Genomic DNA, 26,129 nt, shown 5'->3' with positions numbered 1-26,129 from the left:
CGCGGCTTGTCCTGTCCATAAAACGTTTGGTCACCATCGGCGGTGCATGATGATTGACCAATCCGTCAACTGCCTAGCCTAGTATCGTTCATGCGGGGTGGGACCGGGTTGAACGACATAGACGCTTTTGCAAGCATGATGGCCTGGTGGCATGAGGCCGGCGTCGACCTTCTGGTCGACGACGCGCCGCGCAACTGGCTGCAGCCGCCGCGCGTCGCGACCGCGCGTGGTTCGTCCCCGACCGTCGAAGCCACGGCAACGCCGGTCGCACGGCAGGCGCCGCGACCGGCCCCTGTCCCGGCCGCGCCGGTCCGACCCGACCTGCCGGATACGCTCGACGCGCTTCAGGCATGGATTGCGAGCGACCCGGCTGCGCCCGAAGCGCGCTGGGGCACCCCCCGGATCGCCCCTGCCGGCGATCCCGCGAGCGGCGTGATGATCGTTACCGACCTGCCCGACGAAGACGACGCTTCGGAAGGCCGGCTGCTCGGCGGCGCCGCCGGCCGGCTGTTCGATCGCATGCTGGCGGCAATCGGCCGCGATCGCGCGTCGATCTATCTCGGCTCGCTCGCCAGCGCACGCCCGGTGGGCGGCCGGATCGACAGCGCCCATCAGGACAAGCTGGCGCATATCCTGGGCCGGCACATCCAGATGGCGCGCCCCAAACGCCTGCTTCTGCTCGGCGATGCGCCGAACCGTGCACTTCTCGGCATGGGCTTCCTTGCAGCACGCGGCAGTTTACGTATCATTAACCATGGCGGCATCAGGATTGAGGCCGTTGCCAGTTTCCACCCGCGCCAGCTGCTCAAGCAGCCGGCACTCAAGGGAGAAGCCTGGCGCGATCTGCTGCTGCTCAACGGGGGACCCGGCCAGTGAAGCTCACTGTCTCGTTTCTGGCGCTTGCCGCGACCGTCTCGCTGGCACCGTTGGCCGGGGCCGAAACGGTGCCGGCGACGGTGCTGGCGGCCGCCTCCGCCAACGCCGCGGCGGCACGCCCTGCGCGCCTTCCCGCCCAGCTGACGCCGCAGCAGCGCGATCAGTATCGCGCGATCTTTGCGGCGATCCGCGCCGGTCGCTGGTCGGATGCGGCGGCCCAGCTCGACGGCATGCCGCGCGGACCCCTCAGCGATTATGCCCGTGCCGAGATCATCACCGCCAAAGGCTCGCCCAAGGCGGAACTGACGCAGATCGAGGGATTGCTCGCATCCTCGCCCGAGCTGCCGCAGGCGCCACAGCTCGCGCGGCTCGCGCGCAGCCGTGGCGGTGTCGAGGTCGCGGCGATCCCCGAGCCGCAGAAGCTGTCGTGGCTCGGTTCCGCGCCGATCCGCCGTCGCGCCGCCTCGATGAGCCGCAGCGATATCGTCGCCGCGCAGCTCGAGGCGCGGATCCTGCCGCTGATCAAGGAGGACCGTCCGGCCGAAGCCGAAGCGCTGGTCGAGGACAAGGCCGGGCAGTTGACGCCAGACGCGTTGACCGAGTGGCGGCAGCGCGTCTCCTGGTCCTATTTCCTCACCGGCGAGGATGGTTCCGCGCGCCGCCTCGCCGCGCTGGCGCAGGCCGGCACCGGCGACTGGGCGGTTCAGGCGGATTGGGTCGCGGGCCTTGCCGCGTGGCGGCAGCAGGATTGCCGGTCGGCCAGCACCGCCTTCGATTCGGTCGGCCGCCGCGCCAATGACGCCGAACTCCGCGCCGCCGGCTATTACTGGTCCGCGCGCGCCGACATGGTGTGCAAGACGCCGGAGAAGGTGCAGCCCAAGCTGCGCGCCGCCGCGCGCGCCGAGGAGACATTCTACGGCCTGCTCGCGCTGCAGGCGATGGGGCTGAAGCGCGCCGTCGATCGCAGCGGCGAATTGACCGCGACCGATTGGGATCGGTTGAGGGGCAATTCCAACATCCGCGTCGCCGCGGCGCTTGCCGAAATCGGCGAGCTCAGCGCCGCCGACGAGACGCTGCGCTATCACGCCCGCATCTGCGACAGCACCGATCACGCCGCGCTGCTGCACCTTGCCAAGCGTCTCAACCTGCCGACCACCCAGCTGTGGCTGGCGCAGAACGGCCCCGTCGGTGCGCATCCGGGTGCCAGCGCGCGCTATCCCGCACCGGACTGGACGCCGGTGGGCGGCTGGCGTGTCGACAAGTCGCTGGTGTTCGCGCATGCGCTGCAGGAATCGCGTTTTCGCACCGATGTGGTCAGCCCCGCCGGTGCCTATGGGCTGATGCAGATCATGCCGGCCGCCGCGATCGACATCTCGAAGCGCCGCGGCGAAAGCTGGTCGCGCGAGAAGCTGACCGATCCCGCCACCAACATCGAATATGGCCAGTCGCATATCGAGGCGCTGCGCGATTTCTCGGGAACGCAGGGGCTGCTGCCCAAGGTGATCGCCGCCTACAACGCCGGTCCGGCGCCGGTGCGGGACTGGAATGCGCGCGGTCGCGACATGGGCGATCCGCTGCTCTACATCGAGAGCATCCCCTATTGGGAAACGCGCGGCTATGTCGCGATCATCCTGCGCAACTACTGGATGTACCAGTCGCAGGCCGGCCAGCCGTCGGCGAGCCTGAAGGCGATGGCGCAGGGCATGTGGCCGCGCTTCCCGGGGCTGCCGGGCGCAACCGCGGTGCGGCTCGATTCGGTGTCCGGCGTCGCCAGTGCCGAGTGATGCGGAACGGGCCTTCGTTCCCGTCCGCATCGCCGTCCTCACCGTCTCCGACACGCGCGGTCTTGCCGAGGACCGGTCCGGCGAGACGCTCGTCCAGCGGCTGACCGATGGCGGACACATCCTTGCCGCGCGTGCGATCCTCAGGGACGATGCCGACCTGATCGTCGAGCAACTGCGCGGCTGGATCGCCGACCCGGAGGTCGACTGCGTGATCACGACCGGCGGCACCGGCGTCACCGGCCGCGACGTAACGCCGGAAGCGCTGATGCGCGTTGCAGACAAGGAAATCCCCGGCTTCGGCGAACTCTTCCGCTGGCTGAGCTTCCAGAAGATCGGCACCTCGACCATCCAGTCGCGCGCCACCGCCTGCGTCGCTGCGGGCACCTATATCTTCGCGCTTCCCGGCTCGACCGGTGCGGTGAAGGACGGATGGGATGGCATCCTCGCCAGCCAGCTCGATATCCGGCACAAGCCTTGCAACTTCGTCGAATTGATGCCGCGTTTGCTGGAGCGGTAGGGCCGGTTCACGGATCGGGCCCGCTCATCCCCTCAATCCAGCCCCTTCGCGACCTCCTCCATCTGCTCGATCATCGTGCCCCAGCCGTCGAAGAAGCCCATCTCTTCATGCTTGGCGCGATCCGCGTCGCTGCGGTGGAGGCACCGCGCCGTATAGCGCGTGCCCTGCCCCTCGGGCTCGATCAGGAAGATGCCCGTCATCGGCAGCCAGGGATCGGCGGGCCGCCAGCCTTCGACCAGCATCGATGTCCAGACGATCCGCTGCAGCGGCACGACCTCGAGGAAGATGCCGGGATTGTCGCTCGTGCCGCCGTCGGGCCCGCTCATGAAGGTATGGAAGGCCCCGCCTGTGCGGAGGTCATGGGCGCGGACCTCCGTGGTCCATGGCCGCGGACACCACCACAGCTTCAGGATGTCGGGATCGCTCCACGCGCGCCACACCTTGGCGGGCGGTGCCGCCACCTGACGAACGATCTCCAGATCGTGCTTGCCTTCGGTCATTCCTCACTCTCCAGCCAGTTGTCGAGACGATCGAGGCGCGCCTCCCACAGCGCGCGCTGTTCCGAAAGCCAGGCATCGGCATCCGCCAGCGCCTTGCGCTGCATCGCACAGGTGCGGACGCGGCCCTGCTTGCGCGTGACGATCCAGCCGCAGTTCTCCAACGCACGGATATGCTTCATGAAGGACGGCAGGCTGATCGCGAATGGCGCCGCCAGTTCGCTGACGCTCGCGGGCCCGCGGCTCAGCCGCCGCAGCACCGCGCGGCGCGTGGGATCGGCAAGCCCCTGGAATATGCCGTCGAGCCGGATCGAATACTGTTCCATATAGCTAAGCATATCGCCTCGAAAACTTAGCGCAATGGCTAAGTTTTTGCCGCGCACGTCCGCATCGTCGGGGAACCCTCCGGATGCTATGCGTTATGGCGGGACGCCGATCCTGCGGACACCAGATCCGCCCCTACAGGGAGCCCCTTGCCGATGATCCTCGATGCGGTACCGAACACGCGCCAGATCGCCACCGAAGTCTGGAAGCCGCTGACCGTATTGTTCGTGTGGGACTGCGCCGTCACCATCCTCTATTATATCCTGCCGTTCCGCGCGCCGGCGCTGCCGCTGACGATCTTCGGCACCGCACTGGCGCTGTTTCTCGGCTTCCGCAGCAACTCCGCCTATCAGCGCTGGTGGGAAGGCCGCATCCTGTGGGGCCAGATGATCAACGCCTCGCGCAGCCTGGCGCGCGCGGTGCGCAACTTCATGACTGACCCCGCCGCGACGCAGCTCAAGCGATCGATCGTCTTCCGCCAGATCGCCTACGTGAATGCGTTGCGCTGCCAGCTGCGGCGGCAGGAATTCGACGAGGATGTCTTCCGCTTTCTCGCCAAGGGCCGGGAAGATCCGGCGATCGCCCGGGTCAACGCGCCCAACGGGCTGGCGGACGGTGCCGGCCGTCGCGTCGCCGACGCGCTGCGCGCCGGCTGGATCGACACGATCCAGCAGACCCAGATCGAACATGTGCTGATCGACATCTCCAACGCGCAAGGGGGTATGGAACGGCTGCGCAACACGCCCCTGCCCAGCCAGTTCCGCTTCTTCCCGATGTTCTTCACCCACATCTTCTGCGTGCTGCTGCCGATCGGGCTCGTCGAGACGCTGGGCTTTGCCACGCCGCTCGGATCGACATTGGCGGGCCTGATGTTCCTTGCCGTTCTGCGCGTCGGCGACGACCTGGTCGATCCGTTCGCCAATACGGTCCATGACGTGCCGCTAAGCACGATGTGCCGGACGATCGAGATCGACCTGCTCCAGGCGATCGGTGAGCCCGCACCCGAACCGCTGAAGCCGGTGAAAGGTGTCCAGTGGTGATGTCGCACGCTATGTCGATGCCATGCTGAGCAGACGAACCGCGCTTCACGGCGCCCTCGCAGCACTTTCGGCCGGCGTCGCGGCGCCGTTGCTGTCCGCGACGCCCCGGGCTGCCCGTAAGCCGCCACGGCTGCGCGCGGGCGATATCGTGGGGTTGGTCGAGCCCGCCGGCTTCTCCGCAGACGCATTCGAGCTGAGCCTCGCGCAGGAAACGATCATGGCGATGGGCCTCGTCCCCCGCACCGCGCCGCATGTCGCCGCGCGCTCGGGCTATCTGGCGGGCACCGATGAGGAACGCGCGGCAGACATCAACGCGATGTATGCCGACGATGCGGTACGCGCGGTGTTCGCGGTGCGCGGCGGCTGGGGCTGCGCGCGGATCCTGCCATACCTCGATTTCGGCCTGATCCGCCGCAATCCGAAGCTGCTGATCGGCTTCAGCGATATCACCGCGCTCCACCTCGCCTTCGCGGCGCGGGCTGGATTCACCACAATCCACGGGCCCAACGCGGCGAGCTCCTGGGGCGATCTGTCATGGCAGGCGTTCCGCGGCCTCGTGTTCGATGGCGCGACGCCGACCTACAGCAACCCCGCGGCGAGCGAGGATCGGCTCGTCCAGCGGATGTGGCGGACCCACGTCATCCGCGACGGCAAGGCGACGGGACCGCTGGTGGGCGGCAACCTCACCGTGCTGTCGGCGCTGGTCGGCACCCCCTATCTGCCCGGTTTCGACGGTGCGATCCTGTTCCTCGAGGATGTCGACGAGGCCGAATATCGCATCGACCGCATGCTGACCCAGCTTGCCCTCGCCGGCATCTTGCGCCGCGTTGCCGGCGTGGTGTTCGGGCAATGCACGAGTTGCCGTGCGACCGGGCCATCCTATGGCGGCTTCACGCTGAGCGAGGTGCTGGAACATCATTTCGGGCCGCTGGGCGTGCCGGTGTTCCAGGGCGCGATGTTCGGGCACATCGCCAACCAGTTCAGCCTGCCGGTGGGCGCGATGGCGGAGATCGACGCCGGGGCGGGGACCATCAGGGTTCTGGAGGCGGCGGTGGCCTGAGGAAAAGCGTGCGCCGCCAAGGGAGAGGGGGAAGGTTCAGCCGCGGTTGAGGACGTTTCGCATCAGCCCGCCTACCGTCCACCTGCTCGCCGATCGTCATCCTCAACGCCCTGCTCGTACGACGTCATTCGATGTCGCGCGCCGTCCATTGCCGCAGGGCGTATCCGGCAATGTCGTCCGGGGCAAATTTACCCCGGACGATATCATCGCATCATCCCGCCTTGGCGACGGCGACCAGTGCCGGCCGCAACAGACGGTCCTTGATCATGTAGCCCGCCTGCATCTCCTGCACGATCGTGCCGGGCTCGGCATCGGCGGACGGCAGTTCGATCATCGCCTGGTGGCGATTGGGATCGAGCTGTTCGCCCAGCGCCGAGACCTTCTTGATGCCGTTGCGCTCGAACACGTTCGCCAGTTCGCGGCCGGTCGCCTCGAGGCCGGTGACGAGGCCCTTGAACTTCTCGTCCTCGCGCAGATCGGCCGGGATCGCGTCGAGCGCGCGGCCGAGATTGTCGGCCACCGACAACATGTCGCGCGCGAAGCCCGTCGCGGCATAGGCGCGCGCGTCCTGTGCGTCCTTCTCCAGCCGGCGGCGGACGTTCTGCGTTTCTGCCTGCGCATAGAGCACATCCTGGCGCGCGGCCGCGAGCTGGCTTTCAAGCTCGCGCAGCCGATCGTTCTCGGCCACCTCGGGGGCGGCTTCCGCGGTTTCCTCGCGTAGCGCCTCGGCTTCGCCCTGCTCAGTCGTCTCGTTGTCCTGCATCTATGCTCTCTTCCAGCGTCTCGTCTTCAACCCATCAGGCGCGACAATGTCTGCGCCGTGAAATCCACCATGGGAACGACCCGGGCATAGTTCAACCGGGTCGGCCCGATCACGCCCACCACGCCGACCACGCGCCCATCGGCCCCGCGATAGGGCGCGGCGATAACCGAGGAGCCCGACAGCGAGAAGAGCTTGTTCTCCGATCCGATGAAGATCTTGGTCGCAGCCCCTTCCCGCGCGCTATCCAGCAGGCGGACAATCTCTTCCTTGTCCTCGAGCTCTTCCAGCAACTGGCGCACGCGCTCCAGGTCGGCCGCGGCGCCCTGATCGATCAGATTCGCCTGGCCGCGCACGATCAGCACCGGCCGACGCTCACCATCCTCAGACCAGACGGCGAGGCCCTGGCTGACAAGCTCGGCGGATATCCGGTCGAGCATCGCCCGCCCCGCGCCGATCTCGCGCGCCAACCGCCCGCGCGCATCGCCGAGGGTCAGCCCGGAGAGCCGCGCGCTGATGTAATTGCCCGCCTCGATCAGCATCGCCGGCGTGACCCCGTCGGGAATCGCGACGACGCGGTTCTCCACGCTCCCGTCCTGACCGACAAGCACCGCCATTGCCTGATGGCGCGACAGCGGCACGAAGCCGAACTGGCGCAGCACCACCTCGCGCTGCGGCACCAGCACCATGCCCGCGCACGACGACAGGCCGGAAAGCACGGAGGTTGCGGCGGCGAGCGCTTCCTCGATCGGTCCGCCCGTATCCACCCGCGCCGAGATCGCCGCGCGCTCCGCGGCCGAAGGTTCGGCCGCCTGCATCATCCCGTCGACGAACAGCCGCAGCCCGAGTTCGGTGGGCATGCGGCCCGCCGAGGTGTGCGGCGCGGCGAGCAGGCCCAGTTCCTCCAGGTCCTGCATGACATTGCGGATCGAGGCGGGCGACAGGCTGAAGCCGGCGAGCTTCGAAATGGTGCGCGAACCGACCGGCGATCCCGATTCGAGATAATTTTCGACCACCACGCGAAAGATATCGCGCGCCCGGTCGTTCAGTTCGGTGATCGTCGTGCTCGCCATCTGCACCTTATTGGGGAGACCCGATCTGCTCCGTGTTCAGGATGTCGCCGTTCGCTGCCAATATCTTGAGGCGGCCATTGGCCTTTTCAATGCCGGCGATCATCGCATCGGCATCCTTGGATCGACAGCCGAAGTTGAACGGGGTCTCGACCCCGTTCCACGATACCCTGCCATAGGCCTGGTCGGTGATCTGCAGCGTGCAGGCAATGCCGTTTCCGGCGTGGCGCTCGGTCGAGGCGAGCAGCGTGCGGATCTCCGCATAGCCGGCCGTGCCGGCGTCGAGCCGGCGCGTCACCAGCGTGTAGTTGCGGAAGTTCGTCGCGACGCCCTCCGCCTCGGTATAGCTGCCGGTGCCGTCGGCCGAGATCGTCCAGGTCAGCATCGTCTGGCCCCAGCTCGACAGCCGAAGCGCGATCGTCGGCGGCGGGGCCGCGGCGGCGGCATCGGCCGGGCCGGCGCCGGGCGCGCAGCCGGCAAGCGCGACGGCGACGGGCAGGAATGCCCCCAGGATCCATTTCATTGCGATCTGCATCCCCTTTGCCGGCCCCGAGCGTTGCAATCCACACGGCTTAACGGATAAGGGCGGCCGACCTCAAGCGATTGGAGCAACATGCGCCCTTCAGGCCGCACGCCCGACCAGATGCGGGCCATCAGCATCGAACCCGGTTTCACCAAACATGCCGAGGGCAGCGTCCTCGTGAGCTTCGGCGACACGCGCGTGCTCGTCACCGCATCCGTCGAGGAGCGCGTACCTCCCTTTCTTCGCGGCAAGGGCGAAGGCTGGGTCACGGCCGAATATGGCATGCTGCCCCGTGCCACCCACACCCGCAGCAACCGTGAGGCCGCCAAGGGCAAGCAATCCGGCCGCACGCAGGAAATCCAGCGGCTGATCGGCCGCTCGCTGCGCGCCGTGGTCGATCTCAAGGCGTTGGGTGAGCGCCAGATCACGATCGACTGCGACGTCATCCAGGCCGATGGCGGCACCCGCACCGCCTCCATCTCGGGCGCGTGGGTCGCGCTGCGGCTGGCGATCGACGGGCTGCTGGAGAAGAAGCTGCTCGAAAGCGATCCGATCACAGCGCAGGTCGCCGCGGTCTCGTGCGGCATCTATGAAGGCACGCCGGTGCTCGACCTCGACTATATCGAGGATTCGAACGCGCACGCCGATGCGAACTTCGTGCTGCTCGACAATGGCAACATCGCCGAGGCGCAGGCCACCGCCGAGGGCGCGACCTATGACGAGGAAGCGCTGCTGCGCCTGCTCCGCCTCGCGCGGATCGGCTGCAACGAGATCTTCGCCGCACAACGCCGGGCCGCCGGGCGGTGAGCGAGGAGCCGGTCCCCCAGGCGATCCGCAAGCTCCAGCCGGGGCGGCTGGTGATCGCCAGCCACAATGAGGGCAAGGTGCGCGAGATCCGCGCATTGCTCGCCCCGTTCGGCATCGATCCGATCTCGGCCGGGGCGCTCGACCTGCCGGAACCGGAGGAGACCGGCACCACCTTCATCGCCAATGCCGAGTTGAAGGCGATGCAGGCCGCTGACCTTTCCGGCCTGCCCGCGCTCGCGGACGACAGCGGCCTGTGCGTCGAAGCGCTGAACGGCGATCCGGGCATCTTCTCGGCACGCTGGGCTGGGCCGGAGCGCGACTTCGGGCTGGCGATGCAGCGCGTCCACAACAAGCTGGTCGAGGCCGGCCCGGAAGCGGGGCGCGACGCGCACTTCGTCTGCGCGCTGGCGCTGGCCTGGCCCGATGGGCATATCGAATGTTTCGAGGGCCGCGTGGACGGCACCCTGGTGTGGCCGCCGCGGGGCGAGCATGGCTTCGGCTATGACCCGATGTTCCTCCTCAATGGGGAAAGCGAGACGTTCGGCGAGATGGATCCCGATCGCAAGCACGCGATGAGCCATCGCGCGGATGCGTTCGCGAAGCTGGTCGCAGCGGTTTTCTGAACCTTCCTTCCCTCCCGTTTACGGGAGCGGTCGGGGGGGAGGGCCTGTCTTCAACGAGAGAACGCCTGACGGAAAGGCCCTCCCCTACCCTCCCTGAACGGGGGACTGTCCTTCACTTCCGCGGCGGTGTTCCGACCAGCGGATCGAAGCCGATCACATTGCCCGACGGCGTGTAGCGGCATACCAGATACTCATGCGTCCGGCTCGCCGCGAAGCCGCAGCCGAACGCCGTCGTCGTCCGCCAGATGATCTGGGTATAATGGCCGACGTCGCGGACCTTGCCGTTGCGGCTGACGTTCGGAAAGCGGCCGCGCTTGAACAGTGGCTTTTCCCGCACCCAGCTGTCCGCCATCTCGCGATAGGCATAGGCGGTGCGCGTGCCCATCCAGATATTCTCGCCCTGCACCGGATTGCCGCGCGGCAGCGCGCTGTGCGCGAAGCGGCCGGTGCGCGCCATGACCGCCGCATAGCCGGCAGCGTCGCGCGCCAGTGCATCGCTCCACGCCAGCGCGGCCATGCCGGCATCGGCGCGCGTTCGATTGTGTATGCGCACCATCTCCGATCGCAGCAACGCCGCGCCGCGCGGTTGCGGGCGTTGATCGACCCACGCGCGCCTGCGGACAGGAAATTCCTCCTCTTCCGCGCCCGCCGGGGCCCACGACGCGGCGGCGGCCACGATCAGCATTGGCCAAAGCAGCCGGCGAAGGCTATGGCGCGCGGCGATTATCATGACATCCCTCGATACAACCGATCCGTTGGCGCTCTATGTGCACTGGCCGTTCTGCGTCTCCAAATGCCCCTATTGCGATTTCAACAGCCATGTCCGCGCCGATGTCGATCAGGATCTCTGGCGCCGCGCGCTGCTGACCGACCTGCGGCATGAGGCGGAAAGCTTCGAGCGCCGCCCGCTGACGTCCATTTTCTTCGGCGGCGGCACCCCGTCGCTGATGCCCCCCGCCACCGTCGCGGCGATCATCGACGAAGCCCGGCAGCTGTGGGGCTTCTCGCCCGATATCGAGATCACGCTGGAGGCCAACCCCTCCTCCGTCGAGGCCGCGCGCTTCGTCGACCTCGCCGCCGCCGGCATCAACCGCGTTTCGCTGGGGCTGCAGGCGCTCGACGACGCGACGCTCGCCTTCCTCGGCCGCGCGCATGACGTGAACGAAGGGCTCGGCGCGCTGGACGTGGCGCAGCGTCATTTCGCACGGGTGAGCTTCGACCTGATCTATGCGCGGCCCGACCAGCCGCCCGGGCAATGGACCCGCGAACTGGAGCGCGCGATCGGCTTCGGCACCGGCCATCTCTCGCTGTACCAACTCACCATCGAGCCGGGCACGCGCTTCGCCACCGAGGTCGCAGCCGGCCGGATGCACCCGCTGGATCCCGACGCGGCCGCCGACCTGTTCGAGGCGACGCGCGCGCTGAGCGCGGCGGCAGGCATCCCCGCCTACGAGGTTTCGAACCATGCCCGGCCGGGCCAACAGAGCCGGCACAACCTCGCTTACTGGCGCTACGAGGATTATCTGGGCGTCGGCCCCGGCGCGCATGGCCGCCGCGGCGGCGTCGCCACGCAGCGCCGGCGCAAGCCCGAGAACTGGCTCAAGGCGGTCGAACGCAACGCGCACGGCATCGAGCGCGAGAACGCGCTGGCGCCGGAGGAGCGCGCCGCCGAGGCGTTGCTGATGGGGCTTCGGCTGGACGAAGGCCTGTCGCTCAGCCGCGTTGCGGCGCGCTCCGGCGTGCCGGTCGAGCGGCTGGTCGATGCGGCGCGGCTGGAGCGGCTGGCGGCGCAGGGCGTGGTCGAGCGCGATGGCGCACGGGTGCGCGTGCTGCCGGCGGGAATGCTGCTGCTCGACCATATCCTGGGTGAGATCGTCGCGGTCTGAGCGCCGCGTACGCGATCACGCGGCTTCGGTCGCCTCCTTCGCCGCCGTCATCGTCACCCGCACCGACTTGTAGGACGGCGTCCCGCTCTCGCGATCATGATCGTCGAGTGGCACCAGGCAGTTGGCCTCGGGATAATAGGCCGCGAGCGATCCCCGTGCGATGGCATGCGCGACCACCGTATAGCCGCGCAGCACGCGCCCCGGCCCGGCCGCGATGTCGACCACGTCGCCATGGTCCAGCCCCAGCGCCGCGAGATCCTCGGCATTGGCGAACACGATGTCGCGGCGGCCGGTGATGCCGCGATAGCGGTCGTTGAGGCCGTAGATCGTCGTGTTGTACTGATCGTGGCTGCGGATCGTCGTCAGCATCAGTTCGCCGGCATCGCCCCGGGCTCCCGTGATCGGCTGCACGAGGAAATGCGCCTTGCCGTCGGGCGTGTTCCACACCCGGTCGGAGGCGCCGACGGTGAGGCGGAAGCCGCCCTTCTGGCGCACGCGGGTGTTGAAGTCGTGGAAGTCGGGGAACACCGCCTCGATCGCGTCGCGGATGCGGTCGTAATCCGCCACCAGCCAGTCCCAGTCGATCGCAACGTGGGGCAGCGCGGCCTTGGCCATGCCGGCGACGATGGCGGGTTCGGACCTGAGGTCGGGCGTCGCGGGCTTCAGCCGGCCGCGCGAGGCGTGGACCATCGACATCGAATCCTCGACGGTGATGTACTGCGATCCGCCCGCCTGCTCGTCATGCTCGGTGCGGCCGAGGCAGGGCAAAACGATCGTTTCGCGCGCCAGCAGCAGGCAGGTGCGGTTGAACTTGGTGAGGATGTTGACCGACAGGTCGAGCTTGCGGAACGCCGCGAAGCTGGCCTCCGGATCGGGCATCGCCACCGCGAGGTTGCCGCCGAGCGCGATCAGCGCCTTGGACCGCCCGTCACGCATCGCCTGCAGCGCTTCGACCGCGGCATGGCCATGCGCGCGCGGGCTGGCGATGCCGAAACGCGCATCGAGCCGCGCCAGCATCGCCTCGTCGGGGCTCTCGGTGATACCGACGGTGCGGTCGCCCTGCACGTTGCTGTGGCCGCGCAACGGGCAGATGCCGGCGCCCGGCCTGCCCATATTGCCGCGCAGCAGCAGCAGGTCGGCGAGCAGCTGGACGTTGGCGGTGCCATGGCCATGCTGGGTGATGCCCATGCCGTAGCAGATGATGACCCGATCGGCGGCGGCATAGATCTTCGCCATGCTCTCGATCGCGTCGCGGGTCAGGCCGGAGCGCTGGACGATCTCGTCCCAGCCGGTCGCGGCGAGATCGTCGGCAAGCGCCTCGAAGCCGGTGGTGTGCCCGGCGATGAACGGGCGGTCGAGCAGCCCTGCCCCGCCCGCCGCCAGATCGGCCGCATCCATCTCCAGCAGCGCCTTCATCATGCCCTTGAGCATCGCACTGTCACCGCCGACGCGGAGCTGGTGATAGGCGGATGCAAGCTGGGTCGAACTCGGCGTCAGCATTTCGCCGGGATGCTGCGGTGACTTGAACCGCTCCAGCCCGCGCTCGCGCATCGGATTGGCGACGACGATGGGCACGCCGCGCCGCGCCGCCGCAGACAGCGTCGTCAGCATGCGCGGATGGTTGGTGCCGGGGTTGTGGCCGATGCAGAAGATCGCATCGGCCTCGTCGAAATCTTCCAGCGTCACCGTGCCCTTGCCGACACCGATCGACTTGGGCAGCCCGACGCTGGTCGCCTCGTGGCACATGTTCGAGCAATCGGGGAAGTTGTTGGTGCCGAAGGCACGCGCGAAGAGCTGGTAGAGGAAGGCCGCCTCGTTGGACGCGCGGCCCGAGCAATAGAATTCGGCCTGGTTGGGATCCGCCAGCGCCTGCAACCCCGCACCGATCCGCGCGAACGCCTCGTCCCACGGGATGATCGTGAAATGGTCGGTCGACGCGTCGTAGCGCAAGGGGTGGGTCAGGCGGCCGGCATCCTCCAGCGCATGGTCGCTCCAGCCGAACAATTCGGTGGCGCTGTGGCGCGCGAAGAAATCGGCATCGACGCGCTTGGCCGTCGCTTCCCAGGTCACCGCCTTCGCCCCGTTCTCGCAGAACTCGAACGAGGATGTGTGCTTCGGATCGGGCCAGGCACAGCCGGGGCAGTCGAACCCCGTCGGCTGGTTCATCTGCAGCAGCGCGCGGGTGTCGGCAGACGCCCCCATCTGGTCCTTGATGGCCACCGCCACCGCCCGCAACGCCCCCCATCCGCCCGCGGGGCCGTCATAGGGGGCGACGCCGTCGACGGGTTGGTCGTCGTGGTGCGGAAGCGTGGGATCGCGATCGGCCATGGCCGTTCCTTCTCGATTTGTAACCTTTGCATTCCTCCTGCCAGAAAAGATCGGGCAAGGGGATCATCGGCGGCCTACAGCAGGCCATAAGCAAAAGTCAGTTGTACGGGAGTATGTAATGACCGACGCCGTCCGGCCCCACGCCCCTGCGCGCAGCATGGCCGATAACGCTTCCGTGGCGCCGCTGGTTGCGATCATGGCCAGGCTGCGCGATCCGGTGGACGGATGCCCGTGGGACGTGGCGCAGAATTTCCGGACGATCGCCCCCTATACGATCGAGGAAGCCTATGAGGTCGCCGATGCGTGCGAGCGCGACGACATGGCGGCACTCAAGGACGAACTCGGCGACCTGCTGCTGCAGGTCGTGTTCCACAGCCGGATGGCGGAAGAGGCCGGCACGTTCGCGCTCGGCGACGTCGTCGATTCGATCTGCGCGAAGATGATCCGGCGCCACCCGCACGTGTTCGGCGATGGCAGCGGCGGGCCGGGATCGTGGGAGCGGATCAAGGCGGAAGAGCGCAAGGCGAAGGAGCCCGATCCGAGCGCGCTTGCCGGGGTGGCGCTGTCGTTGCCCGCGCTGCTCCGCGCTGAAAAGCTGCAGAAACGGGCAGCCCGCGTCGGCTTCGACTGGCCCGACGAGGAAGGACCGCGGCAGAAGATCGAGGAGGAACTGGCGGAGGTCGTCGAGGCGACCGATGCCGCGCATGTCGAGGAGGAGATCGGCGACCTGCTGTTCGCGGTCGTCAACTGGGCGCGCCACAAGCGCGTCGATCCCGAGGTCGCGCTGCGCGCCGCCAACGCCAAGTTCGAGCGCCGCTTCCGCGCGATGGAGGCAATGGCGGGCGACGGCTTCGCCGCGCTCGATCTCGACGCGAAGGAGGCGTTGTGGGTCCGCGCCAAGCGGGGCGGCAAGCCGCCGAAGGGCTGACACCCGAACTGCAATGAAAAAGGGCGGCAGCCGAAGCCACCGCCCTCTTTCGTATCAGACCGACGCGCGATCAGGCGCCGACGGGCTTGCCGTCGGTACGACGCACCACGATCGTCGACGAACGCGGCTCTTCACCATCCACCGGCCAGTTCCCGGTCGGATGCTGGATGTTGATGAAGAAGGTCGTGAGGTCCGGCGTGTAGGTGAGGCCGGTGATCTCGCAGCCCACCGGGCCGACGAGGAAACGCGACGAACGCTTCGTTTCGGGATCGATGTTGTACATCGAATTGTTGCCGAACGCGTCGATGATCGTCACGCCGGTGACACCCGACGTACCCGGAACCGAGTGGTCGGTCTGCACCCACAGGCGGCCCTGCGGATCGAAGCCCAGACCGTCCGGGCTCGAGAAGGTATCGCCGTTGATGTCGCCGACCAGGTTGGTCCCGCCGGAACGCAGCACCGGATCACCCGCGAGCAGGAAGATTTCCCAGGTGAAGGTGGTCGCCAGCGGCGAATCGCCGGCTTCCCGCCACTTGATGATGTGGCCGTGGCGGTTGGTGACGCGCGGGTTGGCCGGGTCGGTCACGCGGCGGCCGCTGTTGTTGGTCAGCGCGCACAGGATCGACTTGTCCAGGGCGACCGTGATCCATTCCGGACGGTCCATCACGGTGCCGCCGGCAACGCGTGCCGCCGAGATCGTGTTGACGACGACATCCGCCTGCGTCGCGAAATCGACGGTCTGCGGCGTCTGCGGGCCCTGCGAGGTGTTGCCGGGATCGGTCGCACCCGGAACCAGGCCGTTCTTGCCCTGGGTCAGTTCGCGCCACTCGCCGGTGCCGTCGCCGTTGAAACGGGCGACATAGAGCGTGCCGGTGTCGAGCAGGTCCTTGTTCATCGACCGGGTGGTCGCGGAATAGGGGCTCGCGGGCACGAACTTGTAGATGCAGCCCGGCGTACCGTCATGGCCCATGTAGATCGCAACGCGATTGGCGCTGTCGGTCAGATAGGCGGTGTTCTCATGGTCGAACCGGCCGAGCGCGGTGCGCTTGGTGGGCGTGCCGAACTCATTGTAGGGATCGATCTCGACCACCCAGCCATAATGGTGCGCGGGACGCGACGGCTCGAAATAGTTGTTCGTGCTCTCTTCGCAGGTCAGGTAGGTGCCCCACGGCGTACGGCCGCTGGCGCAGTTGTTGAGCATGCCGACCGCCTTGGTGCCAGTGATCGACGTGCCCGGACCGCCGATGTTGTAGCTGACGCGGCCATGCCAACGGCGGTTGCGGCTCGATGCACTGTTGACCGACCATGTGCCGTTGTCGGCACGGACGACCTCGATCACCGAGACGCCGACGTGCGAGGCGACGAGGCGCTTCTGCTCTTCGGTCGCGGTCGCGGCGTCGTAGGACGAATCCGGGAACAGGATGTTGAGGTCCGGATATTCGTGGTTGATCGCGAGCAGGCCGCCCTTGTTCGGGTCGACGCCCTGGATCTCGAAATATTCCATGCCGTCATGGTTGCCGCCGGCGAGCGCGAGCGTCTCGCTGGAGGGCTGGAAAGCGCCCGCATAGCCGATCGAACCCGGCAGCACGGGATCGCCTGCCTTGAACAGAACCTCGGCGACATAGCCGGCCGGAACGGTAACCTGGTCGTTCTGGTTCTCCGCCACCGGCTGGAACGTCACCGCATAGCTCACGGTCGGCGTCGGCGTGGGGGTGGGGGTCGGCGTCGGCGTGGGAGTCGGGGTTGGAGTCGGCGTGGGGGTGGGGGTCGGCGCGGGCGAATCATCGTCGTCGTCGCACGCGGCAGTGAAGCCGCCGAGACCGAAGACGAGCGCCAGGCCGGCACTGTTCTTCAGGATGGAGCGGCGGGCGGGATTGGCGGCGACGATTTCCTCGAGGCTCGACCCCTCGGGCATGGTAACGGCCTGGTCGGCACGCGAGGCGGCGCGCGCCTCGTCGGTCAGATGAGACATGGCTGGACTCCCTGTTGTCGTTGAGCGGCAATCAGGAAAATCCCACCGCCAACTATGGCCGGCTAGAGCCCCTCCATGACCGCCAAGTGAATTGGGGAAGACAGGTTTGCGACATGAGTGACGCTTTCGAGACGATTGTGCGACAAGGCGAGGCGCGCATGCTTCACGACAGGATGACAACGGGCTTCGGAACCCCTATGTGAGCCGCCTCCCATGGCAACGAAACTTCCCACCCCGCCGAAAGTCGGCATGGTCTCGCTCGGCTGTCCCAAGGCATTGGTCGACAGCGAACGGATTCTCACCAAGCTGCGTTCCGACGGCTATGGCCTGTCGCCCGACTATGCCGGCGCCGACGTCGTCCTCGTCAACACCTGCGGCTTCCTGGATAGCGCGAAGGAAGAAAGCCTCGAGGCGATCGGCGAGGCGATCGCCGAAAACGGCCGCGTGATCGTCACCGGCTGCATGGGCAACGAAGCCGATGTGATCCGCGCGCGCTTCCCCAACGTGCTCGCGGTGACCGGCCCGCATCAATATGAGGCGGTGGTGGGCGCCGTGCACGAAGCGGCGCCGCCCGTGCCCTCCCCCTTCGTCGACCTTGTGCCCGAAGGCGGGCTGAAGCTCACGCCGCGGCACTACAGCTATCTGAAGATATCGGAAGGCTGCAACCACCGCTGCTCCTTCTGCATCATCCCGTCGATCCGCGGCGACCTTGCGTCTCGGCGGCCCGACGCGGTGTTGCGCGAGGCCGAGAAGCTCGTCGCCGCCGGTACCCGCGAACTGCTGGTGATCAGCCAGGATACCTCGGCCTATGGCGTCGACCTGCGCCACAAGGCCTGGCCCTGGAAGGGCGGCGAGGTGCGCGCGCACATGACCGATCTGGCGCGTGAGCTGGGCAGGCTCGGCGCATGGGTGCGGCTGCACTATGTCTATCCCTATCCGCATGTCGACCAGGTCATCCCGCTGATGGCGGACGGGCTTGTGCTTCCCTATCTCGACATCCCGTTCCAGCACGCCGCGCCCAGTGTGCTGAAGGCGATGAAGCGGCCGGCGAATGAGGCCAAGGTGCTGGAGCGATTGCGCACCTGGCGCGAGATCTGCCCCGACATCGCGATCCGTTCCAGCTTCGTCGTCGGCTTCCCCGGCGAGACCGAGGCCGACTTCCAGTATCTGCTCGACTGGCTCGACGAGGCGCAGCTCGACCGGGTCGGCGCCTTCCGCTTCGAGCCCGTCGAAGGTGCCGCGGCCAACGCGCTGCCGGGCGCGGTGCCCGAAGCGGTCAAGGAAGAGCGCTACGCCCGGATCATGGAGAAGACCGCGGCGATTTCAGCGGCGAAGCTCCAGGCCAGGATCGGCCGCACGCTCGATGTCATCATCGATCTGGTCGACGATGATGGCGGCGCCACCGGCCGTTCCAAGGCGGATGCCCCCGAAATCGATGGCGAGGTCCAGCTCCGCGACACGGCAGGTCTGAAGCCCGGCGACATCGTGCCGGTGCTGATCGAGGACGCCGACGATCACGACCTGTTTGGCGTGCCGCTGCAGGCTGCCTGACGCGATGGCCGATGCCACCGCGCTCACGCGACGGACGATGGCCGATGCCGCCGCGCTCAACGCGGCGGGCGAATGCCGAGTTCGCGGTCGCGCCGCTGCGACCGCCGCACCAGGATCACGATCAGCGCGATCAGCCCGATCGCGAAGACCAGCATGATCATCCCGACGATGGGCAACACCTTGTCCACCGTGTCCAGCGCGTCGAGATCCGCGGGCTTGGTCCGGGAACCTTCGACGTTCCAGCCGGTCAACCGCTGGGGTCCGCCGTCCGACCGGAATTCGAGCTTCGTCGTCGTCCAGGTCTTCTCGTCGGTGGTGACGAGCGTGAAGGACTTGCTGCTGCTGCTCCTGCCATTCTGGTAATTACTGTTGGTCGAGTAAGCGATGAACTCGGTCTTGCCCGGGCTTGCCGGGAAATGGCTGGCGGCGGTGGCCAGTTGCGGCAGGCTGTCCGCCTTGATCTCCGGCGCCAGGATCTCGTCGAACGCGGTCGCGTCGCGCGTGCGGATGTCCTCGATCACGCCCATTGCGAGGGCGCGATCCTCATCGGAGACGAGCCGATCGATCATCCCGCGCAGCGAGCATCCGCCCAGCGCGAGCGCGATCGATGCGATCAGCAGCCATCTGCCCAGTTGCCGCATCACCTTCCCCTTCCCGCAGCATGCATCCCGGCGCTTCCACCCGGCGCGAACAGACCGTAACAGAGAGCATGACCGACTTTTCCGCTTCGCTCCAGCCCGATCGCGGGCAATCCGCGGTTTCCATCGCACTCGTCGACAAGGCCGGATTCGACGGCTGGCTGAGGCTGCAACCGCCCCGCACCCGCGCCGCCGTGGCCGCGCAAAGGTTCAAGGGCGAGGCCAATGCGCTGGCGATCCTGCCGGGCGCGGGCCCCGAGGACTGGAGCGTCGTCGCCGGCGTGGCGGATGTTCAGTCGCTCGGCGCATGGTGCCTTGCCAAGGCGGCGGGGCAGTTGCCCGAGGGAAGCTATCGGCTGGAAAGCGGCGATCCGGGCGCCGCGGCCCTGGGCTGGCTGCTCGCGCATTACAGCTTCGATCGCTACCGCAGCAGCGAGACGGCCTCAGCGCCGCGCACCCTGCTCTCTCGCGACGCCGCGCGGATCGGCGAGACGGTGCAGATCGCAAGCGCGGTAGGGCAGGTTCGCGATCTTGTGAACACTCCGGCGGCCGACATGGGGCCCGCGCAGCTCCAGGCCGAGGTGGAGGCGCTGGCGCGCGACTTCGGCACCAAGGCTGCGATCACCAGCGGCAAGATGCTGGCCGAACAATTTCCGATGGTTCACGCCGTCGGCCGCGCTGCCGATCCCGCACGCGCGCCGCGGATGATCGAACTTGTCTGGGGCCGGCCGGAGCATCCCCGCGTCGCCATCATCGGCAAGGGCGTGTGCTTCGACAGCGGCGGTCTCGACATCAAGCCGTCCTCCGGCATGCGGCTGATGAAGAAGGATATGGGCGGCGCCGCGCATGCGATCGCGCTTGCCCGGCTGGTGATGGCGGCGCGCCTGCCGGTCCGGCTTCACCTGCTGGTGCCCGCCGTGGAAAATGCAATCGCGGCCGACGCGTTCCGGCCCGGAGACATATTGCGCAGCCGCAAGGGATTGAGCGTGGAGATCGGCAATACCGATGCCGAAGGGCGGCTGATCCTGGCCGACGCGCTGACCCGCGCGGTGGAGGAAACGCCCGAACTGATCATCGACTTCGCGACGCTCACCGGCGCCGCCCGCGTCGCGCTGGGCCCCGACCTGCCCGCGCTGTTCAGCAACGACGACACGCTCGCTGCGGCATTGCTCGCGGCGGGCAGCGCGGTCGACGACCCGCTGTGGCAGCTTCCCCTGTGGTCGGGCTATGACGAACTGCTCAAATCCGACGTGGCCGACCTCAACAACGCGCCCGAAGGCGGCTTTGCCGGCGCGGTGACGGCGGCGCTGTTCCTGCGCAGGTTCGTGCCGGAGACGGTGCAGTGGGTGCATCTCGACACGTTTGCGTGGCGCCCCGCGGCGAAGCCCGGACGGCCGCGCGGCGGCGAAGCATTGGGGCTTCGCGCCGCGTGGCGGCTGCTTTCCCAGCGCCTTCCGGCACAGCGTCCCGGCTAAGCGTCTCACAGTAAACGGATCGGACACGAAACCAGCCCGGGGTTGGCGCGTTCTCTGCAACGCCGCATAACAGTCGGAGTAACGGGACGTGCCTGAGCGAGGACTGAGGGGATGGATGGAGACTCTCGTCGACTATGTCCGCTCGGGTGAACCAGACCTTACCAACCGCCAGATGGCGCTGATGCTGCTCGTTTATCTCACGCCCGGGCCCCACACCGTGCGCGGCCTCGCGCGCGGGCTGAATGTTTCGAAGCCGGTTGTCACGCGCGCCTTGAACAGGCTGGGCGCGCTCGGCTATCTGCGCCGCCAGCGTGACGAAGCGGACCGCCGCAACATCTTCGTCGCGCGCACGCGGGAAGGAACGGATTTTCTTGAAGGCTTCGGCAATCTCATCGACGATCACGGCAAGGTCCCCCAGCGCGAACGCGTCACGGCCTGAGCGCTTCGCGCTCACGGGCACGTCCTGGAGCTACGATCCGCGCGTCCATGCCGCCCGCCGCGACATCGCCGACATCGCCCTCGCAGGCCGCCTGTTCGCGCCGCATTATGCCCGTCCGCTGACGATGGTCTGCACCGTCGCCCACCTGCCGCTTTATGACCGGCCGGGGCCAGCCGGTCGGCAGACGTCCGAATTGCTGCTGGGCGAGCATTTCGCCGCGATCGATATCGATGGCGGCTGGGCCTGGGGCTATTGTTCGCACGACCATTATGTCGGCTATATCGCGATGGACGGGCTCGACATCGGGGATGACAGGACGGTCCGCATGCCCGTTGCCGGCCATCATGCCGATCCGGCCGCGCTCGCCCGCTCGCTTGTCGGCACACCCTTCGTCGCCGGCGGGCGCAGCAGCGCCGGCGTCGACGTCGGCGGCCTCGTCCAGATCGCGCTCGCCCCCTTCGGCATCGCCGCGCCCCGCGACGTCGACCTGCAGCGCAACGCGCTGGGCACGGCCATCGACGCTGGCGGCGCCATCGGGCGTAACGATCTTGTCTTCGTCGCCGGCCATGCCGGCATCATGGCCGATTCGGAGCGGCTGATCCACGCCAGCGGAAGCGCTGGCGCGGTGATCGCCGAGCCGTTGGCCGATGTGCTCGCCCGTCTCGGGCGTGACGATCTTCTTGTCCGGAGGCTGGGCGCATGACCAACCTGTTCATCGATGGCGGCGCGGGCACCACCGGGCTGGAAATCGAGGCACGGCTCGCCGGCCGCACCGACATCAGCCGTATCGAACTGCCCGAGGACCGGCGCAAGGACGCCGCCGCCCGGCGCGAGGCGCTGAACGAGGCCGATGTCGCGATCCTGTGCCTGCCGGACGATGCCGCGCGCGAAGCGGTGGCGCTGATCGACAATTCGCGCACGCGCGTGATCGACGCATCGACCGCGCACCGCGTGGCGCCAGGCTGGACCTATGGTTTCCATGAGATCGAACCCGATGGCCGCGCGCGGCTGGCAGCGGCGACGCGCGTCGCCAATCCGGGCTGCTACCCCACCGGTTTTCTCGGGCTGGTGCGGCCGCTGGTCGCCGCGGGGCTGATCCCGGCGGACTGGCCGATCAGCGTCAACGCCGTCTCCGGCTATTCGGGCGGCGGCAAGGCGATGATCGCCGAGTTCGAGAATGGCGACACCGACACCGCGTGGCGGGGCTATGCGCTGGGCCTTGCGCACAAGCACGTGCCCGAGATGATGAGCCATGCCGGCCTTTCGGTACCGCCGCTGTTCGCGCCCGCGGTCGTGCACACCCTTCGCGGCATGATCGTCGAGGTCCCGCTGCAGCTTGCCGCAATGCCCGGACGACCGACGCCTGCCGCGCTGCGCGCGGTTCTGGAGGCGCATTATGTCGCCTCACCGATCGTGCGCGTCATGCCGGCCGAGGCGCTAGCCGGGCTGACCATCGAACATGCGGCGGGCACCGACCGGCTCGACCTGTTCCTGTTCGCCAGCCCCGACGGCGGCCAGGTGCGGCTGATCGCCGCGCTCGACAATCTCGGCAAGGGCGCTGCCGGCGCTGCGGTGCAGTCGCTCAACATCCTGACCGGGCAGGACGAGACGCGGGGCCTGACGCTATAGTCGCGCGCCCTGCGCACGATGGCGGCAGGCGTCCGGCTTGCCTCCGGCTGCCTCGTTCCCTACCTGTTCGCGCGTGAGTCTTGCTGTCCCCACCCCTTCGCCCGCCGACCCGCCCTATCTCCGCGGGTTGAACGAACCCCAGCGCCAGGCGGTGCTGACCACCGAGGGCCCGGTGCTGGTGCTTGCCGGGGCAGGCACGGGCAAGACCGCTGCGCTGACCGCGCGGCTCGCGCATCTGATCGCGACGCGGCGTGCGTGGCCGTCCGAGATCCTCGCCGTGACCTTCACCAACAAGGCGGCGCGCGAGATGCGCGAACGCGTCGGCCGGCTGGTGGGCGATGCCGTGGAAGGCATGCCATGGCTGGGCACCTTCCACGCGATCGCCGCGAAGATGCTGCGCCGCCATGCCGAACTGGTGGGGCTGCAGGCCAATTTCACGATCCTCGATACCGACGATCAGCTGCGCCTGCTCAAGCAGTTGATCGCCGCCGCCGAGCTCGACGAGAAGCGCTGGCCGGCGCGCCAATTGGCGGGCCTGATCGATCGCTGGAAGAACAGGGGGCTGGTCCCTGCCGACCTCGATGCGGGCGAAAGCGAGCTGTTCGCCAATGGCCGCGGCCAGGATCTGTATCGCGCCTATCAGGATCGGCTGCGGGCGTTGAACGCGTGCGATTTCGGCGACCTGCTGCTGCACATGCTGACCATCCTAAAGCGCCATCGCGACGTGCTGGAGCTGTATCAGCAGCGCTTCAAATATGTGCTGGTCGACGAATATCAGGATACCAATTCGAGCCAGTATCTCTGGCTGCGGCTCATCGCGCAGGCGCACAAGAACATCTGCTGCGTCGGCGACGACGACCAGTCGATCTATTCCTGGCGCGGCGCCCAGGTCGAGAATATCCTGAAGTTCGAGAAGGACTTCCCGGGCGCTGCGATCATACGGCTCGAACAGAATTACCGCTCGACGCCGCACATCCTGGCCGCCGCCTCCGCGGTGATCGCCAACAATGGCGGGCGCCTCGGCAAATCGCTGTGGACCGAACGCGACGCCGGCGAGAAGGTGCAGGTGATCGGCGTGTGGGATGGGCCGGAGGAAGCCCGCCGCATCGGCGACGAGATCGAGACACACCGGCTGCGCGGTGGATCCTATGACGATGTCGCCATCCTCGTCCGCGCGCAGTTCCAGACCCGCGAGTTGGAAGACCGCTTCATCCAGATCGGCCTGCCCTATCGCATCATCGGCGGTTTCCGCTTCTACGAGCGCGCCGAGATCCGCGATGCGCTGGCCTATCTCCGCCTCGTCCACCAGCCGTCAGACGATCTCGCGTTCGAGCGCATCGTCAACGTGCCCAAGCGCGGTCTCGGCGACAAGGCCGTGGCGAAGATCCACATGTTTGCCCGCGCATCCGACGCGCCCTTGCTTCATGCCGCGGCGCGGTTGCTCGATACCGATGAACTGACCTCCGCGGCGCGGCGCACACTGGGCAATTTCGTGACCGATGTCGCGCGCTGGCGGGACCGCGCCAACGATCTTCCGCATGCGGAGCTTGCCCGGCTGATCCTCGATGAATCGGGCTATACCGGCGTGCTGCAGGCGGAAAAGAGCGTCGAGGCGTCGGGCCGGCTGGAAAATCTCAACGAACTCATCCGTGCGATGGAGGAATATGAGACGCTCGGTGCCTTCCTCGAACATGTCAGCCTCGTCATGGACAATGACGCCGCGGTCGAGGACGCCAAGGTGACGGTGATGACGATCCACGCCGCCAAGGGGCTGGAGTTCGACACCGTGTTCCTCGCCGGGTGGGAGGAAGGCGTGTTCCCCTCGCAGCGCGCGCTCGACGAAGGCGGCCTTGCCAGTCTCGAGGAGGAACGCCGCCTCGCCTATGTCGCGATCACGCGCGCGCGCCGCCGTGCGGCGATCCTGCACGCCGCCAACCGTCGCATATATGGCCAGTGGACGAGTTCGATTCCGTCGCGCTTCGTCGGCGAACTGCCCGAGGCGCATGTCCAGGCCGAAAGCAGCATGTCGGGCGGCGAAAGCCTGTGGCGGGCCAACTGGTCCGAACATGCCGATCCGTTCAGCAGTGTCGCGCGCAGCACCGGCCGCGGCCCCGGCTGGCAGCGCGCGGCGACGACGGGATCATTCAGCCGAGAGCCGGCGCGTGTCGTCGAGGCACGTGCGAGCGCGGTCAGCCTGGGCAACAAGGGGCGCAGCGACCTCCAATGCGGCATGCGCGTGTTCCACCAGAAGTTCGGCTACGGGGCGATCGTCGAGATCGAAGGCAACAAGCTGGAGATCGATTTCGAGACGGCGGGCCGCAAGCGGGTGATGGACAGCTTCGTCACCATCCCGGGCTGACCGGAACTGCGCCCTGCCCCACCCGTTCCTTTGCCATCAACCAAGGAGACAAGGGATGCCGGCACCGCAGGAACTCGAAGCCAAATTCTGGAAGGCGCTCAAATCGGATAGGACGATGATGCTCGGGCTCGACGGCGTCGCCGATGGTCATGCCCAGCCGATGACCGGACTGACCGATGGCGATGGCACGCACGGCCCGATCTGGTTCTTCACCACGCGGGACAATGGCCTGGTACGCGCGATGCGTGAAAGCCATCGCGCGATTGCCCATTTTACCGCCAAGGGGCATGATCTGTTCGCCACCGTGCATGGCGATCTGCGGATCGAGCCCGATCGGGCGATGGTCGATCGGCTGTGGAATCCCTTCGTCGCGGCATGGTTCGAAGGCGGCAAGGATGACCCGTTGTTGCAGCTGATCCGGCTGGATGCCGAGCATGCGCAGATATGGCTCGACGAAAAAAGCCTGTTCGCCGGCGCAAAAATGCTAATGGGGCTTGGCGATCCGAAGCAGGATTATCGCGACAAGGTTGCCGACGTGACCCTGAGTTAAGCTGCTACCACGGTATCGCGGAACAGGAGGGGTGTCCGATGCGGGCGATTTCAGTGACGATCCTGCTAATCCTCGCTGGATGCGCCGCCCCACCGGCATCGCAGCCGACATCCCCTCCACCCCCGCCGCCGACCGCCGACGCGGCCGGGCTGACCGGCATCTGGGCGATCAAGGCGATCGATAACCAGCCGCTCGAAGGCGCACCGGCAACCATCGCCTTCGCCGGCGATCGCGTATCGGGCACCACCGGGTGCAACCGCTTCAACGGCAGCTTCCAGCTTGCAGGGGATCGGCTGACGATCGGCGCGCTGGGAACGACGCGCATGGCCTGCCCCCCGCCGCTGATGCAGCGCGAGACGGTGTTGCTGGCCCGCTTCGCCGCGCCGCTCGCGGTGTCGGGCGGTGCAGCAGGGACGCTGACCCTGACCGGCACCGGCGGGGAGACGGTGCTGCTCGAACGGCAATGACCCGACCATCCGGCACGCGGCGCGGT

26 protein-coding genes are annotated in these 26,129 nt (G+C 67.7%); 17 read left to right on the top strand and 9 right to left on the bottom strand.

Going from position 1 to position 26,129, the window contains the following annotated elements; all coding sequences use genetic code 11:
* Positions 1 to 135: 135 nt before the first annotated feature.
* The 3 genes from NX02_RS10570 to moaB are packed head-to-tail and all read left to right on the top strand — an operon-like array spanning position 136 to position 3,177.
* The gene (locus NX02_RS10570) at positions 136 to 876 is read left to right on the top strand and encodes a uracil-DNA glycosylase (RefSeq protein WP_245648827.1); all 741 of its coding nucleotides are present in this window, start codon (positions 136 to 138) and stop codon (positions 874 to 876) included.
* Positions 873 to 2,660 (top strand): lytic transglycosylase domain-containing protein, encoded by a 1,788-nt coding sequence (locus NX02_RS10565; RefSeq protein ID WP_025292166.1) that lies wholly within the window; start codon positions 873 to 875, stop codon positions 2,658 to 2,660. Before NX02_RS10570 ends, NX02_RS10565 begins: the two co-directional genes overlap by 4 nt.
* Positions 2,650 to 3,177 carry a molybdenum cofactor biosynthesis protein B gene (gene moaB / locus NX02_RS10560; protein ID WP_025292165.1) on the top strand — a complete coding sequence of 176 codons (528 nt, stop codon included), beginning with the start codon at positions 2,650 to 2,652 and terminating at the stop codon, positions 3,175 to 3,177. Before NX02_RS10565 ends, moaB begins: the two co-directional genes overlap by 11 nt.
* Before the next feature lie 32 nt (positions 3,178 to 3,209).
* Here the strand turns inward: moaB and NX02_RS10555 are convergent, their stop codons facing one another.
* The gene (locus NX02_RS10555; protein WP_025292164.1) at positions 3,210 to 3,677 is read right to left on the bottom strand and encodes an SRPBCC family protein; all 468 of its coding nucleotides are present in this window, start codon (positions 3,675 to 3,677) and stop codon (positions 3,210 to 3,212) included.
* The gene (locus NX02_RS10550; RefSeq protein WP_245648826.1) at positions 3,674 to 4,012 is read right to left on the bottom strand and encodes an ArsR/SmtB family transcription factor; all 339 of its coding nucleotides are present in this window, start codon (positions 4,010 to 4,012) and stop codon (positions 3,674 to 3,676) included. Before NX02_RS10550 ends, NX02_RS10555 begins: the two co-directional genes overlap by 4 nt.
* Positions 4,013 to 4,153: 141 nt before the next feature.
* Between NX02_RS10550 and NX02_RS10545 the strand changes: the two genes are divergently transcribed.
* Complete coding sequence (locus tag NX02_RS10545) at positions 4,154 to 5,038, top strand: bestrophin family protein (protein WP_025292162.1); 885 nt, start codon at positions 4,154 to 4,156, stop codon at positions 5,036 to 5,038.
* A 22-nt stretch (positions 5,039 to 5,060) separates the two neighbouring features.
* The gene (locus NX02_RS10540; protein WP_025292161.1) at positions 5,061 to 6,098 is read left to right on the top strand and encodes a S66 peptidase family protein; all 1,038 of its coding nucleotides are present in this window, start codon (positions 5,061 to 5,063) and stop codon (positions 6,096 to 6,098) included.
* Positions 6,099 to 6,309: 211 nt separating this feature from the next.
* Here NX02_RS10540 and grpE read toward each other — a convergent pair whose 3' ends face one another.
* From grpE to NX02_RS10525, 3 genes are read right to left on the bottom strand one after another with little or no spacing between them, the layout of a single operon-like run.
* Positions 6,310 to 6,861 carry a nucleotide exchange factor GrpE gene (gene grpE / locus NX02_RS10535; RefSeq protein ID WP_025292160.1) on the bottom strand — a complete coding sequence of 184 codons (552 nt, stop codon included), beginning with the start codon at positions 6,859 to 6,861 and terminating at the stop codon, positions 6,310 to 6,312.
* 26 nt (positions 6,862 to 6,887) lie between these two features.
* Positions 6,888 to 7,931 carry a heat-inducible transcriptional repressor HrcA gene (gene hrcA / locus NX02_RS10530; protein WP_025292159.1) on the bottom strand — a complete coding sequence of 348 codons (1,044 nt, stop codon included), beginning with the start codon at positions 7,929 to 7,931 and terminating at the stop codon, positions 6,888 to 6,890.
* Positions 7,932 to 7,938: 7 nt separating this feature from the next.
* Positions 7,939 to 8,451, bottom strand: coding sequence for a hypothetical protein (locus NX02_RS10525; RefSeq protein WP_162232672.1), 513 nt, complete (start codon positions 8,449 to 8,451; stop codon positions 7,939 to 7,941).
* A gap of 90 nt (positions 8,452 to 8,541) precedes the next feature.
* Here NX02_RS10525 and rph point away from each other — a divergent pair, with 90 nt between their 5' ends.
* Both rph and rdgB read left to right on the top strand, forming a co-directional pair.
* Positions 8,542 to 9,258, top strand: coding sequence for a ribonuclease PH (gene rph, locus NX02_RS10520; protein WP_025292157.1), 717 nt, complete (start codon positions 8,542 to 8,544; stop codon positions 9,256 to 9,258).
* Positions 9,255 to 9,881, top strand: coding sequence for an RdgB/HAM1 family non-canonical purine NTP pyrophosphatase (gene rdgB / locus NX02_RS10515; protein ID WP_025292156.1), 627 nt, complete (start codon positions 9,255 to 9,257; stop codon positions 9,879 to 9,881). Before rph ends, rdgB begins: the two co-directional genes overlap by 4 nt.
* A gap of 112 nt (positions 9,882 to 9,993) precedes the next feature.
* On the opposite strand, the gene NX02_RS10510 is transcribed toward rdgB, so the two are convergent.
* The gene (locus NX02_RS10510; protein ID WP_025292155.1) at positions 9,994 to 10,611 is read right to left on the bottom strand and encodes a CAP domain-containing protein; all 618 of its coding nucleotides are present in this window, start codon (positions 10,609 to 10,611) and stop codon (positions 9,994 to 9,996) included.
* Here NX02_RS10510 and hemW point away from each other — a divergent pair.
* Positions 10,610 to 11,767 carry a radical SAM family heme chaperone HemW gene (gene hemW, locus NX02_RS10505; RefSeq protein WP_025292154.1) on the top strand — a complete coding sequence of 386 codons (1,158 nt, stop codon included), beginning with the start codon at positions 10,610 to 10,612 and terminating at the stop codon, positions 11,765 to 11,767. The genes NX02_RS10510 and hemW overlap by 2 nt on opposite strands.
* A gap of 15 nt (positions 11,768 to 11,782) precedes the next feature.
* Here the strand turns inward: hemW and NX02_RS10500 are convergent, their stop codons facing one another.
* Positions 11,783 to 14,095: an FdhF/YdeP family oxidoreductase gene (locus NX02_RS10500; RefSeq protein WP_025292153.1), complete on the bottom strand. Its 2,313-nt coding sequence runs from the start codon at positions 14,093 to 14,095 to the stop codon at positions 11,783 to 11,785.
* A gap of 157 nt (positions 14,096 to 14,252) precedes the next feature.
* Between NX02_RS10500 and mazG the strand changes: the two genes are divergently transcribed.
* Positions 14,253 to 15,023: a nucleoside triphosphate pyrophosphohydrolase gene (gene mazG, locus NX02_RS10495; RefSeq protein WP_025292152.1), complete on the top strand. Its 771-nt coding sequence runs from the start codon at positions 14,253 to 14,255 to the stop codon at positions 15,021 to 15,023.
* Positions 15,024 to 15,093: 70 nt separating this feature from the next.
* Here the strand turns inward: mazG and NX02_RS10490 are convergent, their stop codons facing one another.
* Positions 15,094 to 16,995, bottom strand: a complete 1,902-nt coding sequence (locus NX02_RS10490) for a PhoX family protein (RefSeq protein WP_025292151.1) — start codon at positions 16,993 to 16,995, stop codon at positions 15,094 to 15,096.
* A 213-nt stretch (positions 16,996 to 17,208) separates the two neighbouring features.
* Between NX02_RS10490 and rimO the strand changes: the two genes are divergently transcribed.
* Positions 17,209 to 18,546, top strand: coding sequence for a 30S ribosomal protein S12 methylthiotransferase RimO (rimO, locus tag NX02_RS10485; RefSeq protein WP_025292150.1), 1,338 nt, complete (start codon positions 17,209 to 17,211; stop codon positions 18,544 to 18,546).
* Positions 18,547 to 18,602: 56 nt separating this feature from the next.
* Here rimO and NX02_RS10480 read toward each other — a convergent pair whose 3' ends face one another.
* The gene (locus NX02_RS10480; protein ID WP_025292149.1) at positions 18,603 to 19,187 is read right to left on the bottom strand and encodes a hypothetical protein; all 585 of its coding nucleotides are present in this window, start codon (positions 19,185 to 19,187) and stop codon (positions 18,603 to 18,605) included.
* Between the two features lie 68 nt (positions 19,188 to 19,255).
* On the opposite strand from NX02_RS10480, the gene NX02_RS10475 reads away from it, so the two are divergent.
* From NX02_RS10475 to NX02_RS30690, 7 genes are all read left to right on the top strand, one after another.
* Positions 19,256 to 20,659, top strand: coding sequence for a leucyl aminopeptidase family protein (locus NX02_RS10475; protein ID WP_025292148.1), 1,404 nt, complete (start codon positions 19,256 to 19,258; stop codon positions 20,657 to 20,659).
* Between the two features lie 115 nt (positions 20,660 to 20,774).
* Entirely contained in the window at positions 20,775 to 21,098 is a 324-nt protein-coding gene (locus tag NX02_RS10470) for a MarR family transcriptional regulator (RefSeq protein ID WP_025292147.1), read from the top strand.
* Positions 21,031 to 21,801, top strand: a complete 771-nt coding sequence (locus tag NX02_RS10465; RefSeq protein WP_025292146.1) for a C40 family peptidase — start codon at positions 21,031 to 21,033, stop codon at positions 21,799 to 21,801. The genes NX02_RS10470 and NX02_RS10465 overlap by 68 nt, the downstream gene beginning before the upstream one ends.
* Positions 21,798 to 22,727, top strand: coding sequence for an N-acetyl-gamma-glutamyl-phosphate reductase (gene argC / locus NX02_RS10460; RefSeq protein ID WP_025292145.1), 930 nt, complete (start codon positions 21,798 to 21,800; stop codon positions 22,725 to 22,727). Before NX02_RS10465 ends, argC begins: the two co-directional genes overlap by 4 nt.
* Positions 22,728 to 22,800: 73 nt before the next feature.
* On the top strand, positions 22,801 to 25,086 hold the full coding sequence (locus NX02_RS10455) for an ATP-dependent helicase (protein WP_025292144.1): 2,286 nt from the start codon (positions 22,801 to 22,803) through the stop codon (positions 25,084 to 25,086).
* A 55-nt stretch (positions 25,087 to 25,141) separates the two neighbouring features.
* Positions 25,142 to 25,636 (top strand): pyridoxamine 5'-phosphate oxidase family protein, encoded by a 495-nt coding sequence (locus NX02_RS10450; protein WP_025292143.1) that lies wholly within the window; start codon positions 25,142 to 25,144, stop codon positions 25,634 to 25,636.
* 38 nt (positions 25,637 to 25,674) lie between these two features.
* The gene (locus tag NX02_RS30690) at positions 25,675 to 26,103 is read left to right on the top strand and encodes an META domain-containing protein (protein WP_025292142.1); all 429 of its coding nucleotides are present in this window, start codon (positions 25,675 to 25,677) and stop codon (positions 26,101 to 26,103) included.
* The last annotated feature ends 26 nt before the right edge of the window (positions 26,104 to 26,129 follow it).

The organism is Sphingomonas sanxanigenens DSM 19645 = NX02, assembly GCF_000512205.2.
In the GTDB taxonomy this organism is placed as follows: domain Bacteria; phylum Pseudomonadota; class Alphaproteobacteria; order Sphingomonadales; family Sphingomonadaceae; genus Sphingomonas_D; species Sphingomonas_D sanxanigenens.
This window is presented reverse-complemented; position numbering and strand designations above follow the sequence as displayed.